At 38.5% G+C, this 17,122-nt stretch carries 14 protein-coding genes and 3 pseudogenes; 9 read left to right on the forward strand and 8 right to left on the reverse strand.

Features of this window, described 5'->3' with window-relative positions; genetic code table 11:
- Positions 1–156: 156 nt before the first annotated feature.
- Together FTU64_RS14605 and FTU64_RS14610 are read left to right on the forward strand one after the other, a co-directional pair.
- Positions 157–1,539 carry a transposase gene (locus FTU64_RS14605; protein ID WP_180060142.1) on the forward strand — a complete coding sequence of 461 codons (1,383 nt, stop codon included), beginning with the start codon at positions 157–159 and terminating at the stop codon, positions 1,537–1,539.
- Between the two features lie 30 nt (positions 1,540–1,569).
- The gene (locus tag FTU64_RS14610) at positions 1,570–1,788 is read left to right on the forward strand and encodes a hypothetical protein (RefSeq protein ID WP_000550047.1); all 219 of its coding nucleotides are present in this window, start codon (positions 1,570–1,572) and stop codon (positions 1,786–1,788) included.
- A gap of 144 nt (positions 1,789–1,932) precedes the next feature.
- On the opposite strand, the gene FTU64_RS16510 is transcribed toward FTU64_RS14610, so the two are convergent.
- The 4 genes from FTU64_RS16510 to FTU64_RS14625 are packed head-to-tail and all read right to left on the reverse strand — an operon-like array spanning position 1,933 to position 8,081.
- A complete protein-coding gene (locus FTU64_RS16510) occupies positions 1,933–2,040 on the reverse strand; it encodes a hypothetical protein (protein WP_372551473.1) in 108 nt (35 codons plus the stop codon).
- A gap of 60 nt (positions 2,041–2,100) precedes the next feature.
- Complete coding sequence (locus FTU64_RS14615) at positions 2,101–5,301, reverse strand: site-specific integrase (protein WP_127800785.1); 3,201 nt, start codon at positions 5,299–5,301, stop codon at positions 2,101–2,103.
- A 4-nt stretch (positions 5,302–5,305) separates the two neighbouring features.
- On the reverse strand, positions 5,306–7,645 hold the full coding sequence (locus tag FTU64_RS14620; RefSeq protein WP_127800787.1) for a hypothetical protein: 2,340 nt from the start codon (positions 7,643–7,645) through the stop codon (positions 5,306–5,308).
- On the reverse strand, positions 7,632–8,081 hold the full coding sequence (locus FTU64_RS14625; protein ID WP_002046161.1) for a hypothetical protein: 450 nt from the start codon (positions 8,079–8,081) through the stop codon (positions 7,632–7,634). Before FTU64_RS14625 ends, FTU64_RS14620 begins: the two co-directional genes overlap by 14 nt.
- Before the next feature lie 317 nt (positions 8,082–8,398).
- Here FTU64_RS14625 and FTU64_RS14630 point away from each other — a divergent pair, with 317 nt between their 5' ends.
- The 7 genes and pseudogenes from FTU64_RS14630 to FTU64_RS14660 form a co-directional block, all read left to right on the forward strand.
- Positions 8,399–8,566 (forward strand): YhfG family protein, encoded by a 168-nt coding sequence (locus FTU64_RS14630; RefSeq protein ID WP_000946583.1) that lies wholly within the window; start codon positions 8,399–8,401, stop codon positions 8,564–8,566.
- A 12-nt stretch (positions 8,567–8,578) separates the two neighbouring features.
- Positions 8,579–9,175: a putative adenosine monophosphate-protein transferase Fic gene (locus tag FTU64_RS14635; RefSeq protein ID WP_000362164.1), complete on the forward strand. Its 597-nt coding sequence runs from the start codon at positions 8,579–8,581 to the stop codon at positions 9,173–9,175.
- A gap of 349 nt (positions 9,176–9,524) precedes the next feature.
- A complete protein-coding gene (locus FTU64_RS14640) occupies positions 9,525–9,782 on the forward strand; it encodes a hypothetical protein (protein ID WP_004726728.1) in 258 nt (85 codons plus the stop codon).
- 920 nt (positions 9,783–10,702) lie between these two features.
- A complete protein-coding gene (locus FTU64_RS14645; RefSeq protein ID WP_000366814.1) occupies positions 10,703–11,008 on the forward strand; it encodes a helix-turn-helix domain-containing protein in 306 nt (101 codons plus the stop codon).
- Positions 11,008–12,273, forward strand: a complete 1,266-nt coding sequence (locus FTU64_RS14650; protein ID WP_000934717.1) for a type II toxin-antitoxin system HipA family toxin — start codon at positions 11,008–11,010, stop codon at positions 12,271–12,273. The genes FTU64_RS14645 and FTU64_RS14650 overlap by 1 nt, the downstream gene beginning before the upstream one ends.
- Before the next feature lie 747 nt (positions 12,274–13,020).
- Positions 13,021–13,215, forward strand: coding sequence for a heavy-metal-associated domain-containing protein (locus FTU64_RS14655; RefSeq protein WP_179990953.1), 195 nt, complete (start codon positions 13,021–13,023; stop codon positions 13,213–13,215).
- 176 nt (positions 13,216–13,391) lie between these two features.
- A pseudogene (locus FTU64_RS14660) lies at positions 13,392–13,613 on the forward strand (cation transporter); the annotation flags it as partial.
- Positions 13,614–13,726: 113 nt separating this feature from the next.
- Here the strand turns inward: FTU64_RS14660 and FTU64_RS14665 are convergent.
- The 4 genes and pseudogenes from FTU64_RS14665 to FTU64_RS14680 form a co-directional block, all read right to left on the reverse strand.
- A pseudogene (locus tag FTU64_RS14665) lies at positions 13,727–14,191 on the reverse strand (reverse transcriptase N-terminal domain-containing protein); the annotation flags it as partial.
- A gap of 575 nt (positions 14,192–14,766) precedes the next feature.
- Positions 14,767–16,141: pseudogene (locus FTU64_RS14670) on the reverse strand (IS66 family transposase); the annotation flags it as partial.
- Between the two features lie 74 nt (positions 16,142–16,215).
- Positions 16,216–16,551 (reverse strand): IS66 family insertion sequence element accessory protein TnpB, encoded by a 336-nt coding sequence (gene tnpB, locus FTU64_RS14675; RefSeq protein WP_000619347.1) that lies wholly within the window; start codon positions 16,549–16,551, stop codon positions 16,216–16,218.
- Positions 16,548–16,931 carry a transposase gene (locus FTU64_RS14680; RefSeq protein WP_179990955.1) on the reverse strand — a complete coding sequence of 128 codons (384 nt, stop codon included), beginning with the start codon at positions 16,929–16,931 and terminating at the stop codon, positions 16,548–16,550. The genes tnpB and FTU64_RS14680 overlap by 4 nt, the downstream gene beginning before the upstream one ends.
- Between the last annotated feature and the right edge of the window lie 191 nt (positions 16,932–17,122).

The raw sequence follows: 17,122 nt of genomic DNA on the forward strand, positions 1-17,122 counted from the left end.
CTAGACAAAATGACACCAAATGAGTTTTACTATGATCAGCTACCCCAACAAAACAAGGTGGCTTAACTAGAGCGGAATATCACTTATAAATACGCTTTTAGTTGTTCAAACAAGTGGAACCACCTCTATCCAATCCCTTAACCTAGGCATGACTTTGTGAAATTAACACGCATTCATCACTGTAAAAACTTGAATGTGCAAAAGTACAAACAGCTTGAGAAACAAGCTGTTTTACTTGGTCGTATTCGTAGCGAGGTGTGGGCTAAATATGGTGCTATTTCAGGTTTGAATATCAGTGACAGAGCTATTCGTGATGCGTGGATGAAAGAAAGTCGTGACTTTGGTGTTTCTGCAAATGCGTGGAAAGAAACGCTACGTGATTGCATAGGTGATATTAAAGCCTATCGAGAAGCATCAAAAGACAAAGTAAAGCAGGCGATCCGAAAACGCACCTCCTGTAATAATGAACAAAAAAGACTATACACCTTGCTTAAAAAAGATGAATGGATGACTGATAATTTCCTCCATCGTCAAATGCGTAATCACTTTAAGCATGGTGTTAATCACACACATAATCAAATTATTGTTCGTGCGGATATGTGTAAAACCTTTGAGTTAAATGGTCAATGTTGGCTTAAAGTACCAAGCCTAATCCCTCGACAAACCATTAAAATCCCATTAAATACGACTGTTGATTTTGCACCGCAAGGCACATTAAGAATTATTCTAAAAAATGGCAATATTGAAGTTCATTCAACCTATGATGCAGTTGAAACACAAGATTGTGGTCAGGAAACAGTAGGTGTTGATAAAGGGTACTCAGAAGCTTTTGTGGACTCTGATGGCGATGTATATGGGAGTGGTCTAGGCAAGCTGATCTCAAGTGAATCAGATTATTTAAATCAAAAGTACAAGCACAGAAACAAGCTCAGAGCGATTGCTAAAGCTAAACCACACAAGAAACAGAAAATTGAGTTAAATAATCTAGGTCGAAAAAAACTAGATAAGCGACAAGATACTCAAAAAGCAAAGCTCAAAACATTAATATTTACAGCAACTCACAAGTTGGTTGATAAAGCCAAAGTGATTGTTGCGGAAGATTTAACATCCCCAATTCAAAGTAAACGCAACTATGGCAAAAACACCAATAGACGCTTAAATACATGGGTTAAAGGCTTATTAGCCGATGCCCTAACAGGTATATCTCACCGTAGAGGTTCTACGGTGCATCTAGTCAATTCTGCATACACTTCGCAAAGTGATTCTTTCTTACGTGGGCTTTTAATAGGCACACGCAAGGGAGATCGTTTTCACCGTTTCAATGGGGAAGTTGTGCAAGCTGATTGGAATGCTGCGAGAAACGTGCTTGCAAGATTAAACGACAATGAGATAAGTCGTTATACGCCTTACAAAACTGTAAAGCGTATATTGCAAGAACGGACTGACCGCTACAAGTCGGAACTGACCGACTCAGGCTCTAGTTACACGCTTGGCAACAAGACATTAACAGAGTGCGAATTAGTCCTTGAGTATGTTTGAATACATTTTAAGGAACAGTAGGATAAAAACATGCACTTATTTAAATTAACTGACGAACAACTCGCACAAATTCTTATCCCGAAACGATTTGTACCACCTACTCCACCTGAACATGAAGGCAAGAATATGGTCTATGTATTTGATAGTGAGGATAAGTTTGAACTGACTTATGATGAGCTGGTGGAAATCATTAGCAAAGCTAGAATGGCTGGTCCGAAGTTGATACCTGTCTTAGGCACCGTGAATTAAATTGTGCAGTGTTCGCACGCCACTTGAAACATAACTTGATTGGAAATGAATTTGGGCTGAGAAAAATTCAGTTCAAATTTAACCTGACGGGCACACTAAAAAATGGGTAATTGTCAGATCGAGTTTGGACTACAACACTTTAGCTCATCGATTTACCATACCGCTAATCTTCACACCATTTTCGTAAATCCAGCGATCAAACTGTGATACTACATTCCGCTTATTAATCCAAGTCAGCATGGTGCTTTTCATAAAGGCAGTTTACTTATAAACAGGGAAATTTCTAAACAATTCCCCTTTAACATGCTTAGGCTATTTGATCCAGAGTTCATCTTTTTGCATCATTTTTAACATTAAATTAAATATAACCAGCGGAGTAACATTTTTTTTGTTAGAGCCGACAACTCTTTGAAAACTAAATTTAACGGTTCGCTCAGGAGCATCCAAATTAACTGGGTAGTTTTGTTTTTCTAAATACAGATGATCTCCTAACATTGGCTCTATACCAGTAATAAAATTAACAATTTGTTGCTCATCACCTTTCATTCGGCATTGAAAATGTAGAAAATTCTTACGCAGTTTTCCAAATAATAATAATATTTTAAGCGCCTTAACCATGTTCTTTTCTTTCAGTGCATCTTGCTGCCTATCATCTTTATAATGAAAATCAAGGAGAGGAATTATTTCATCTGGACGAGTCAGTTTTTTAGCCTTTTCGTAAAGTTCATCAAACCAACTCTCTTCTAAATTCTTACTATAAACATAATTCGTTTTTAAATTAAATTTTTGGCGATCCATCCATTTAGTGCTCATCCATTGACATCGTTGCATCCATTCTTGAGCTTGGGTATCTTCGCTTAATCGACCTTCTCTAAAACTTATCAAACGTTGAAAAGGTGTCAGAGTACTCTTCTCTATACTAAACTTCTTTTCTTGTCGGCCAGCCATCGTAACTGGCTGTGTTTGCTGATAAGAATTAAACCATTTCTGCTGCTGAGTATAACGATTTAGGTTTATGTAGTCTGTACTTGACTTCACTGGACTAAAACACTGTTCTAATACTTTTTTTGAAATGATACACGGCGAATTATAAATTCGATCGACTGCTAATAAATCCAAAACATGAAGGTAATTTGAAGCCGTTTGCTCAATACTGCTATGCCCCATCCAAGAGGCGAGCACCTGCCATTTATGTTGAATAATCTCTTCTTGAGCACGTGCTTTCATACCAAACAATAAATCCCTCATCTTTTTTGCTTTTACCCAAGGACAATCTGTGTAGGTCTTGATCATTTCTTTTGAACCGAGCAAAGTTATTGCTAGATAGTTAGCAGCACTGTGGCGTAATGTATGAAAACTAAAGCCATGATGCATACCTAATATTTGACTAAACAAATCTACTGTAATTTTGCTGATACATTGATCAGTTAATACACGATGATTCACACTAAAAAGTAGATCATCCTGCTGATTAACCAAATATTGCTCATAACGATGTTGTATGTAACGTTGTACTACTAAAAACTCATGTTCTGACAATGCAATTTTCAATGGTATTTGACGATTCGCACTTCGCGTTTTCAGACGGCGATATGAATTGTCTTGGATATGAAGCGTGATATTATTAAAAACTGTATTTTCTTTTTCTTTATAAAGTAGCTCTGGGCAAATAATATCTTGTATTTTAAGACAACGAACTTCATTTAATCGAAGTCCAGTTCTATAACTTAGTAAATACATCAGCTTTAAACAACTCAGATGATCGACCCACTCTGATGCCGTTGGCTCTTGACTTAAATTTTCTAGTTTTTCCAATAATTTGCCAAATAGCAAAGGACTCACTAGCCGTGCATTGCAAATTTGTAAATGCTTAAAACTTGAATTCTGTAACACCAATACCCCTGGAGCATCATAATTCTCTATACAGAATTGATGAAAATCTTTTAGGCGACCAAAACGGTATTCTGCGCTTTGGTGCATCTTACGAGAGGTTTTTCCTTTCACCGAATCTCGTTGAACTGCTTTTTCATCACGTTCACTGCTGTATTTCAATAGCTGCCGATATAAATCCTCATAGTCATCTATGGATTGTTGCTTTAAATCTAATTTATTGAGCCAAATCTCAAATATAAATTCTTTGCCAAACGATCCTAAGTAGCTTTCAATAGTTGATAATTGAAGCCCTCGTTTTTTTAAATGCATTAACCAGTGAATTAAGCGTAGTTGAGCATCAATTAAAGACTTTTCCTCCGTATTAGCATCAACTATCTTCTCCTCTAACACCCTTCTAGTTTCTTGCCAAAAACGTAGCGTGCGTTCTTCTTTATTCCTCTTTTTATCTAAACGCTCAACTTTTTGACCTTTACGTTTCTTTTGACCAAACAACATCAACTCATACGGAATCGTTTGTAATTTGCTTTGAACAGTCGGAACTTCAGGAAGTAACTGCTCTTGTTCAAAATGAATAGGGCGATTATCTGGTTCTGTGACTTGATTGTAATCATTATTCCACAGCAATCTAAATTCGGATGGCCTTAAAGCAACAGTATTAATCTCTTGCTGAAGCACATTACTCAAAAATATATCTATGCTGAGGTTTGGATTAAATTCGAGTACCATTTGCACATCATTAAATGCACGAAATCCACGGCGTTTAATTTGATATTGCAGATCCCCAAGACTTTTTTTCCTGCCTATCTTACTCAAGCTTTCTAAAATACAATCTTCAACTGAATGTTGCAGACAAAATTCTTTCTGAGCAGCTTTCAACTTTTTTAAATATTGCAAAATGAACTGCGCATATGGGTTAAAAAAAACATGTTTCCATTGGTACAACTTTCCCTGTTCTACATCGTTGCCATATTGAGAGTTTTCAACACGATAATGTAGTAACAATGGATTAGTGATTTTTTTGTAGTCCGAATGGTATAACCGAAAACAATTCAGATCTGTACCAAGCTCAATGGCCTCCTGCAATTGCTTCTGAATAGCAATCAAATGCTGTTCATCTGCACAGCCTGAAATATATATAAAACTTAAGCATAAATTTCCCCATAAGTACTTTGGTTCATTCCAATATTCAAATGAATCTTGCCAATACTGCCTTAATTCCTTAAGTACATGGATATGTAGATGCCCCTGTTCTAACCGTGACTCTGTACTCTCAATTTTTCTAGGCAGTACGATCCGTTTAGTATGTGGATTTAGCTTAATTCTGTATGATTTTTTATCTACATTCTGGTTGAATTGCTTCCTTCTTTTATTAAATTCATCTTCAGTAAATTGCATCAGTTTTGATTGTTCGTCTCGGCTCAACTTTTGACTCAAACAATCAACACTATCTTTAATGTCATGCCATTTTTCAGCGATCTGCTGATCAAGTTTTTGCTGCATTTCTTTCGTCAATACTTCAGGTGGAGAAGGCTGTCTATCTAGCGACTTTTTCACCATTTTATGAATATCAACAAATAGATCATCTAGTTGTGGTTTTATTAGTTCTTTGATTTTTTGCATACAACTATTTTCGCTCTAAGTGTTTAATCGATAAAGATTTGACATTATCTTGCAATTGCTGGCGGGCTTGCTGTACATAGACATTCGGGATAAGTGAAGAATGCGGATGAAAAGCCTCTCGGTCACGTTGGTCATGACCATACAGGGCCTGAATTAAGTGAAAAGCTAATGCTGGTTTACCCTCTTGCTGCTCATGCATCAAAAAGTTCATGTCAAAATGACGTAACCAATTCGAATACATATTCTTTGGAAAGACTCCTTGCATATATGAATTCACCCATTTTCTCGATAAAGGGATTAACTTAATTTTCCTGCTCTGCCATTCTTTGACAGTTATCGGCAAGATATCTTTACTAAAAATGACCTTACCAAAAAGATCATTTACAGTTATCTTCTTCTTTGCAAAGACTTGTCTAAAAAATGAACCGTACGCTTCAATAATTTGTTCTAAAAAGGCAGTGTAATTTTGCAGTGTTTTTATGAAAAAATCAGATAAAGGGATAAAACGACCATCTTTTCTTGCTTTACTATTTTTTTTATCATTCACATATAAAAGCTTGAGCTCAACACAATAATCATCCAAATTCCCCAACAGGTTTTTTTTAGGCCGACTTGCCAAACTCAACAAACTGATATGCCACATCCAACACGCATATGCATTAAGTTGATTAATAATGTGCTTATCTTCTTGGATGTTTTCGTGACAATGTCTATGTAAAATATGGAATTGCTCTTTCACAAAATTGGGTTCAAGTGCCAGTTGGCTCCCTATCCTTCCTATAGATAATGCAGATTGCACTTTGAATTGTTGTTGCAATATTTTTAGTTCAGCCGTGTCTTCAGTAAAATGTGTGGAATGTGGTGTAAGTGCTTTTTCTAAAAAGGCTAGATATGTGCTACTGAGTTGAGTTTTCGGTAGCCCGCCATAATAGATACCAGGCATGTGATGCTGACTATCCCGCCCAGCAATTACATGAGCAAGATATTCATTATATGTTTCATAATATATATGAAAATATAATTGAGCCTGCAGTTTTTCTACAGTGATCGAACCTACAAACCGATTATCAAGCCAATTCTTAAGTTTCGTATTAATGTGTGTTGATGAAATTAGTGGATTCGATGCTTGTTCTATATAGTCAAACCAAGCAGAAGGTAAATGTAGTTGATGTGTCATCACTTCATTCCACCGCACATGATTTAAGCTCTTAATCTTCTGCTCTGTAATTTTAAGATTTAATTTGAGTAAATATTCGCGACGTCTACTTGAACCATTCTGGATCAAAATTCCATCTTGAATAAGCTCGTTAAAATCCATCAGTGCGACGGGTGATAATCCCGTCAAAAGTGACAATAAACATGCTGCAGCGATTGCAGCATCCCTCCAGTGCCCGGATAACTCGGTTCTCAACACATAAACAATTTGCTTCAGTATATCTGGCGCCAAATAATGTGGATTTGTAACAAAAGGAGCATGACGGCGCTGGCGATGCCGCATTAGATGCGTCGCATTATCGCTGAGTATATAATTTAAATTTTTAGACTTTTCATCTTCTGAATAAAACTCCATTTCAGGATCTAATAGATCAACTTCACCCTCTTCATCTTTGTGAAGAGCGGCATCATAAATACTAATCTTTGCGTTATGTCCAATATCTACTTGCTTACCCGTTTTAATTTCACGAAATTTTTTGAGTTCATTTTTCGTCGGCCATTGCAAAACTTTGCTTTTTTTTGACTTACGCTGACGATGAACTACACGACGATCATCTAGTCTTTTAAAAATTATTAATAGAGCCGATAAATACTCTATGACTTGTACTTGTTCGAAATCTTTAATATTAAAAAGTTGATTACGATCCTCTTTTTTCAAATTACGTTCGTACGTGACATAACAATTTAGCAGCTTACTACATTCATGAAATAATTCAGCATGATTAGAATCCAGCACATATCGTGAGACATAGCGTAATAGGTCACAAACATGTTTTTGCTTATTCTCAGCTTTATCAATTTTTGCAAATTCTTGATACTGCCGATATGTTAAAAAACTCGCTTGTAGAATCAAATAACGTTGCGATGACAGCTCTTGTGTATTACTAGAATCTGGACATGCAAAAAAACTCACAGCAGCTAAAAAAGAATACTTACCGATCTGTCTGGAGCCTGATATATAGCTATAAATTTGTTGTGCTAATTTGTATAGAGCGTAGACATCTTTATACAAATCATCTGATAGATCGACAAATTGTGTATTTACAATATCATCACGTAATAGACAATAATCTTGTTGATATTTTTCTGCTAAATCTAAGAATTGCTCTTGTGTTTCAATGTTTGGCATATTCATTTTCGCTTAATATTTTTATCACGTTGCATTGTTTAAATTCATTGTGATCAGAACGATTTGGTAAAAGTTGATCCTTTATTGAATTCTTTGTTAGCTTAAAAAATCTTGCAAAAAATTTAGCATCCAGTTCTTTCTGAGCTTTTCTTTCAAAGCACAAGTGTTGTTGTGATTTTTCGATAAAATCATCAAGATTATGTATCAACTGTAAGATTGCAACATAATTAGAATGCACACGTAAGCCTGGCTCCGTTTGCATCAATAGCAAGATTTTTTGCCAAATTTTCACATAGATTATTTTGAACTTTGCTTGTACTACTACTTTCTGACTCTGTTTAATCTTTTTGATTTTCAGTAGTTCTGAGTTAATTTTTACTATCTCAAGTTGAACATTTTTTCGGTCAAAGCAAAAGGGCATGATAAATTGCCCCATAAAAATTTCTATATTTTTTACCAAATAGTCAAATCTTAACATTTTTATCGATTTAAAAAATGAGCATATCTTTGTATATGAAACTTCATTTAATTTATCAACTAAATTTTCTCAAAATTACAATTCTCAACAAATACATACGGTTTGCTTATCTATGACGGTCTAAATTTTAAGAATTCTTCCACTTTTTTTTAGTTTTCTGTTATTACATGAAACAATACCGTTGTATTACATTTTAGAAATGCTGTGTATGCAGCATTGATCAAAAAGATTCTCTGCTATACTTACTTCACGTGTAGCATCAATGGAGTTTCGAAATGCTCAGAACCACTGAACAGAAAAGAAAATATATTCAAGCGACACGTTCGCAAAACTATCAAGCCAGCCTAAAGCTTGAAGGCATTACAACGACAGCTCAAACAACTCAACAAAGTAAAGCTGAAATCTTGCAAAAATATAAGAAGTATTCGCAACCCGAATCTTAGTCAGGTGCATGTATGGATAAATATGGGGAAATGGGTGACAGCCTGTATTGTTACCCTGGCACAAATATCCTAAAGAACAAACTCAATATTCGTGATGAACAAATTTTAGAACAAGCTGAACTGGAACTGTCTGGATTAGCAAGTAGTCTCATTGAATATGCTGAACCACCCTACGACTTAAAATACTTAAAATCAATTCATGTACAGCTTTTTGGCGACTTATACGACTGGGCAGGAAAATTAAGACAAATCGATATTTCCAAAGGTGATACCCGTTTTTGTAATTTTTCCCGTATTGAAATTGAAACCAATAAATTACTTAGGCCACTTCAAGAAAAAAAATACTTTCAAGGCTTAGCACCACAAAAACTAATCCCTCAACTTGCCGACTTGTATTGTGAGCTTAATGTCATACACCCATTCCGTGAAGGTAATGGACGTACACAACGGATTTTCTTTGAGCATCTGATTGCTCATTGTGGTTATGGTATTGATTGGTCTCGCATTGACTCTCAACAACAATGGATTCAAGCAAATATTGAAGGTTTTTATGGTAATTTAAATCCATTAATTCAGATTTTTGAAATATGCTTTATTCAAAATACCTAAAATTTAAGTAGTCGAAGCCCACAATCCTTAATGAGCCATCATCTTTGCTTCAATCCACTGATTAATTTCCCAAATAAACCAACAATCACGATTCTTAGAAATCTTAATACTCTTCGGGTAATTTAGGATCGTAATATTCAGATTACTTATCCAGAATTGAATAGATCGTTAACTTAGATAGACTTTTAAGCAATGTAACTTGCCGCATGTTTATCAACATATGTCTCAAAAAAGTCTGCCCATACATAGATTTATGGTGTTTAGTGCTTAAATTTCAGATTAATCTTCGTCTGATGACCTGAATGGATGTTACAGATTACATGCAGGTGAATTACTCTGTGGCTGTATCATGGCTTTTGTGCAATCCAATCCATTTGATCCGAATGTTCTCTTTTGCAATAAAGCAGCCTCTTCTGCTTTTCCTGAACCAACGAACTATGTCATTGATTTGATTCAACCGACAACAGTGATGCTGAATCAAATCTCCAAAGAAGGGATTAAATGCAAGAAATGTGGTAAGAAAAAGATAGGGGATGGAAGTTATTATCCGTCTAATTGGAACCAGCCCATGAGTCGAGATCAGTTGAGTAAGAATCATTTTAAATGAATAAGAGAAGGATGGCTTACCTCACTTCTCCGAATAACAATGCTATGCTTTTCAACCAAGGTTATAAATTGGCAACTACATTTCATTCTTCTTCATGCTGGTCCTATAGCCTGTAGACAATTACTACATCATTTGCATTCAATGCTCAATACAGCCTGTCAGCAGAACCGCAGCGATACTTTTTTTCGTGCATACATGTAGTGTTTAAATCCATTCATTTTTCAATGATCCTCTGCCGTTTATCACATTTATGGTCGATCTTTAACCTTGTGAAAAATGCACATACCGATCCCTTCAAACTGTCAAATTTATGTATGCATGACATTTAAAGAAAATTATCTGATCAATTTTTTTAGGTAAAATTCATCAAGAAAAAAGTTATTATTATTCATAACATCACCAATAACCACATAAAAACAATAATTTAATAAATTATTCTTCCAATTTTTTTATATTTAGTGTTATTACCTCTAAATCCATGTTTACCACCTTCTATTACATAAGTAATTTAGAAGTATCCACGATATAAATTGCTTGCCCTCACACCTCTCCCCTCTCACGCCCAAAAAATTTATACTGAAAGGCAGATTAAGCCCGTTCGAGTTACATATAGCCGCATGCTATATTGAAAGCATTAAGAAAATATCCTCAATATTTATAGGATTTTTAAAGTATGAACTAATTTTCGAAGAACCCTTTCTAAGTAATGTGACCTATTAGGAAAAATGAAAATACTGAAATCTCCGTATCAACAATCAGTCAAAGTACATCCTGATGATTTTCTGTAACCGATACCCAAGGACTATACCTACCCTTCTGATGTGCTGTGCAACAAAGCCCTCCTTAGCCACACTATAGCTATAGATTAATTCCATTATTTTGTGATTTAATTAAATTATTCATTCTTAAGACCCAATTTAATGGATTTATATTTCACTAAACCAGAAGAAGTTGTGACTCTTTTAGGTGAGCGTTTACGTAAGCAACGACTCTTTCTGGAGATGTCTCAAGCTGAGGTAGCAGCACGCGCTGGTGTCGGCGTGAATACAGTTTCGAATCTTGAAGCGGGACGAAATGTATCTGTTGAAAATTTAGTCCGTATTGCAATGGTCTTGGGTCGATTAAACGAACTTCAGGAACTATTTAAACCTCAGCTTAACAGTGTGAATGACATTCTTCGCTATGAGAGTCAAAGTAAGCGCCACCGTATTAAGAGGAAGGGATAATGCTCAATAGACTTAATGTTTATTACAACGGTTGGGGCGAATCATGGTTATGGGGAACGCTGATTAGTTCAACAGCCACGACAGGTAGACCCACCATTGCTTTTGAATATAGTCCAGAAGCAATACAGCAAGGTGTTGAGCTCTCTTCTTACTTGCTGCCTTTAAAAGGTCTACCATTCAGACAAGGTTTTCCTACTCATCAAATGGGACTCCCAGGTCCAGTCTATGACGCTTTACCAGATGGTTGGGGCATGATGTTGATGGATCGATATTTCAAAAAAATTGGCTTAAATTCAGCACGAATTGGACCTTTGGAGCGTCTGACCTATATTAGTAGTCACGCAATGGGTGCCCTCTCCTTTGAACCTTGTGTTGCTGACATGCAAACCTCAGAAAATATCCCTTTACAACAACTGGCCCAGGAAGTTCAAGAAGTACTCAAAGGTGAAGGTGGTGAATTTCTACAGCATTTATTGGTCATGGGTGGCTCCCCTCAAGGTGCCAGACCAAAAGCGTTGGTTTACCGAGATCCTGTCAATTTAGAGTTTTCGACTCAAGATTCTGATCAACATGAAGCCTGGCTGATTAAGTTTCCTGCTCAGCAAGAGCATCCTGAAGTCTGCGCCATTGAAGCCGTCTATGCAGAATGTTTGCGACTTTGTGCAATTGAGACTCCAGATACCCATTTCTTTAATTTGCCCAATGGTTTAACGGCTTTTGCTTCTAAACGATTCGATCGTCAAAATGGTATGCGGATTCCAATGCAGAGTTTGGCTGCATATACAGGAGCAGACTATAAAGTTCCAGGTAGCCTAGACTATCGCAATTTTCTCCGGGCAACCTTGATGTGTACGCAAGATGTACGAGAAAGATTGCATGCTTTTAAACGTGCTGTGTTTAATGTGCTTTTCAATAATCGGGATGACCATACTAAGAACTTTTCATTTCTCATGGAGAAAAATGGTCAATGGAAATTGGCTCCAGCCTATGATGTGACCTTCTGCGAGGGTCCAGGTGGTTATCATCAAATGGACATTATGGGAGAAGCGCTCAATATTTCCCGAAATGACATACATAAACTCGGTACTTCAGAAGCTAATCTGACTACTCTAGAAGTCGATGAGATCATCTTGACCATGCGTGAAATTGCACTTCAATTTAGTCAAATTGCGCAGCGCCTGTATCCCCATCAAATTCGAGAATCTACCCTACAGATGATTCAATCACGGATTCAACAGAATATTGATTTTTTAACTGAAACCTAAGCGTAAATATAAACTAAGCGCCAACCATCAACTGCAAATAGACTTTGATATAGTTAGTCGCTACATAATCTGTAGAACCTGTGAATTAGCTCTCTTTATAATCACGAATATTAGATGGATCACCGCCAAGATATATTCTGCAAACGTGAAATCACTACATCCAGATCGAAAATCACTAAGAAAAAACTGTCACCAAAAAAAGGTCTGCACTATGGATAGATGCAGACCAAACTCTGGATAACTACCAGCACGAGAAATATGTCGCAATTTTGCATAGACATGAATTTGATAAAATCAGCCCAGAAAGCCAGAAATTCATAAAAACTATTTCATCAATCCCCTATAACTTAATCACGTTCATGGTCGATCTTAAATCTTGTGAAAAGTACTCATGCTGACCTAGCCAAACTGTAAAACTCATGTATTCATAGCCTTTAAATGAATCTTTCAATCGGTATATTTAAGGTAAAAACTAGTAATCAGAAGTTATTATCACCCCCATATAAAACAAGGATCAACTTAAAAACAATAACTTAGTAAATTATTCTTCCATTTTTTTTATATTTAGTGTTATTACTGTAGTCATTAGAACACTCTTCTTTGGAATACTCTGAAGAAAACTGTAAGGTTGTAAACAGACCAAGTTACAGCGAGTAACTGATTCAGAAAAAGGCTGGTTGTATGGTGAAAGTTTAGAGTTACTGTTCTAATGTTTTAAACAAATGTTTTGTTAAAAAGGAGCAACATATGAAATTTCACATCGCTAATATGACTTGTGGTGGTTGTGCACGCGGCATTACTACCGCAATTAAAGAGCTCGACTCGAATGCCTCACTCGATATTGATTTACAAAACCGTATTATTGAAATCAACACAACGGTGAGTCAGGATCAAGTCATTGCCACTCTCAGTGAGCGTGGATTTACAGCTGATCCTGCTTAATCTCTGTTAGAGTAACAGTGGGAATTCCTTACCACTTTTACTCTCTTATTTTCCTCATCGTACAGATAAAACCTGTACTTGCTTGAAATAAAAGTAATCCCTGAATTCCACCTAATCTTGGTTCGAGCTGATCTTCGCATATAGAACTCAGCATATCTAAATGATAGAGATCGTATATGAGTACCGAAATGACTGATACGCCACACTACAGTGAAACATTAGAGATTGAGGGGATGACATGTGCTTCTTGTGTAGGCCGTGTGGAAAAAGCTTTAAAATCTGTTGAGGGTGTTGAATCGGCTCATGTAAATCTGGCTACCGAAAAAGCAGTCATTTATGCGCATCAACCACTTGATCGCGCTACTTTAATTAAAGCCGTAGAAAAAGCAGGCTACGAAGGGCTTTGTTGCATAAATATGTAAGCATCTGATTTAAATAAATTTAATTTTGGATCAAAAAACAATCAAAACTTTTAAAATCATATAGTTATGAAATCTTTGTGCAACAAAGCCCTGAATCCATAAGAGTTCCGATCAGCAGTGGTCTCCGCGATGGGTTCCAAAGCCAGCAGATGGAGCGCCTGCATGGCCCGGCATTTCATCGTGGGTATCCCGAGAGGTCTCATCTTGCCATTTTTCTTCGGAATAAGGACTCTCCGAAGCGGAAGGGGCGTGTAACCTCGCCTCTTCAACGACATCATCGCACCGGTCTTGGCCTTGGGTGTATTCCAAGTCACCTTGTCGACCCCAGCCGTGTTTTTGCCTTTGTTTTCAGACACTCGTTTTACGGCCAATGCTTTGCCACTAAACGAGTGAGTCAGCAGCCATTGCAAAGCTTTCGCCTTGTTATACCTGCCGTCTTGTACCGCCTTCACAATACGCGCTTGCAGCCCTCTGACATGACGCTGTACAGCAATCCAATCGATGCTGTCCCACGATGTGCTGGAAGGCGCACACGCTGATACTGCTGCGTTCATTTGCTCTCCCTCCATTAAAAGGGTTCTACACACTCTCTTGTGATGAGAGACCATAAGGACGTCAGCCCGCTTTCGCGTGAGGTAATGTTTCAACCTCTATCCAACCCATTACAGACTGGCATTCGCTTTTTCCTCGTTCCTTCGCCCGCATCACCATGGGCAGTTTTTGCAAACTGCTTTCCCAATGGGGGTAATACGGGATTTCCACGTTCCGCTTACTGAAGTACATCGGCTTAGGTGCCTGCTATCGACCGGGAGGCGTATGGGTCACGAATGCGTAGTAGAAAGACGCGATTCCCACCTCCATTACCGTTTTGGTTCGAGCGTATTAGCCATTTCCGCTCGTTCAATTTAACGATCGTTGCGCAGATTCACATGTGTTCACCATACCGATTATCTAGCCCTTGTCCGGCTATGGCTGCCAGAAGAGTACGCCTCTCACGATTGATACCCCGCACCTTGCGGTGCCTCGTTACATTGTCGAAGGCGCTCTTTATTCAGCCTTCTAGATTCACCCGGTGACACGGGTGGTTCCCGCAGGGGGAACAACTTCATTAAGCGACTTCGTGTCGCACCTCTACCCAATTATTGCAAATCGGTAGATTGCCATCATCCAAATAGCGGCTTAAAGCTGGCCAACGCTTCAGAGTGTAATTGATGGCCTTGGCGGTGGGAGAACTCGATGGCACCGTCAGATGATGTTGGTTGAGCCATTCATATAGTTGTTGCATCACTGGTTGACTATGCTGTTGTCGGTATTCGCGGCGGTCTTCCGCTGTACCATCGGTCTTTTTCCTGAGCTCTGCTTCTATCGCATACAGTTTCTGAATCAGCACTAATGCCTGTTCAGCGACCTGACTTTTCCCAGTTACATGCAGTTCATGGAATTTACGACGTGCATGCGCCATGCAGCCCACCTCAATGACATCGCCTGATTTAAAGCGTGCTTTATAACCACTGTAATCATCACAGACTAGATAGCCCTGCCAGCCTTTCAAGAACTCTTCAGCATGCTGGCCTGAACGACTATCCTGAAAGTCATAGATCACCGCCTGAACTGGATTGTACTGTGTAGTGGCATAGGCCCAGACATAACCTTTCTTCGGTTTTTTATTATTCTCACCCATCCGCATGATGGTGACCGGTGTTTCATCTGCATGCAGCACCTGCTGTTGTAGTACCACCTCTTTTAAGGCATTGGCCAGAGGTTCCAGTTCTACACCGCAGCGACCTATCTGAGAAGCACTGCTTCGCAAGAGATAAAGTTGATCTAGAAAGTTCGATTCCCGCCCGCTGATAGATCAGACGTTGACGGTACAGCGGCAAATGATCGGCATACTTCGATACCAGCACATGGCTGAGCAATTCAGGTGAAGCAATGCCTTTATCAATCACATAGGCGGGCATCGCTTGCTGAGTCAGAGTGTCACACTGATCACAGACCCATTTACCACGCACATGCTGTTCCTTATAGAACTGTGCCGGTCTGAAATGCAGTTTTTCACTGACATCTTCGCCGATACGACGGAGTTGGCAGCCACAAGCACATTGGGTTGATGCAGGTTCATGCTCAATACGGATGGTGTGTAGATGATCTGGCAGTGGTCGACGTTTAGGTTTGTTGACTGTTGCTTTGTGTGTCGCTGCATTGGTTTTATCTGCATTTAGCCGTTCCAGTTCTAGATCAACCGCGGCAATATCTTCTTCAACCGCTTCATCCCACAGATGGATTTGTTTTGCCGTTAAGTGTTCATTCTTTTGGGCGAATTTGTGCTTTTTAAACAGCGCCAGTTCATGCTCGTATTTTTGATTGAGAATAGAAAGATGTTGAACTTTAGAATCTAATTGCTGGTTTGATTGTGCTAGAGACTGATGCTGCATCGCCAACTGCCGGGTAAATTCCAGCAGTTGTTCATGGGTCAGTTGGCTTAAGTCAGGCAGCGTATTCATGACCGCAGTATGCCTGAGGTCATGAAGAGAATGAAATAGAACGTTTGGAGGATGGCAGAATGGTCGAGCTTGGTTTAGAGCATATTCACCACTTGCTGCAATCCAATTCTCTGCCAGGGCAAACCTTGGATTAATGCCTGTAACTGTTCCGGGCTGAGGGCCACGGTTTCACCTTGGTGAACTTGAGCCCAGTGAAATTTACCCTGTTCCAAACGCCGGGCACACAGCCAGATGCCCAGTCCATCATGTACCAACACTTTCATACGATGACCACGTTTATTACAGAACAGGTAGGCGCAATGCGGTTTGATGTAGCCAAAGGCTCTCACCACCTGAGCCATGACAGTATCCATTCCTGCTCGCATATCCATGGGCTGGGTAGAGAGCCAAATTTCATTGATACGGATCATGTTGCCAGTGCCTTGAGTAATTCTGCCAAGGCAGGTATTTCTGATGTCTGCCATTTTAGCTGAATATCATTATTCGTATGAGGCACGGTGATACACAACGTGATCCTCTCATCAATAGGTTGGCTGATTGCAGCAGTGTAAGGCAAAGCAATAAATGCTGGATTCACATGAGTAGGATCCTGCACGGCACCATCATGATGGCTGAAGATCCTGATCCAACGACTGACAAGGTTGGCATTAATACTATGTTGCAGTGCGACCGAAGCGATCGAGGTATTAGGATTTTTGCAGGCATTGACAATACTGAATTTGAATTCTTTGCTGTATGTTCTGCGTTTTTTAGCAACAGGAGGTGTTGCTGAATATATATCCATGTTCATAGATTAAGTCCCCACTTGTTTTTAGGTGGGAACTAAATTAAGGCTTATAGGATCGCTTGGTAAGGCTGTGTTAGCTGGATGCTTACTTTCTTTTACCTTAATAACGTATTTTTTTAACGGCAGCATACCTTTTGAAACACCACCAAATTATTTATGTTCCACCAGCATATATACTTCCCTATCGAAAAATC

Origin of the sequence: Acinetobacter sp. YH12128, from assembly GCF_013418655.1 — a bacterium.
Lineage (GTDB): Bacteria > Pseudomonadota > Gammaproteobacteria > Pseudomonadales > Moraxellaceae > Acinetobacter > Acinetobacter amyesii.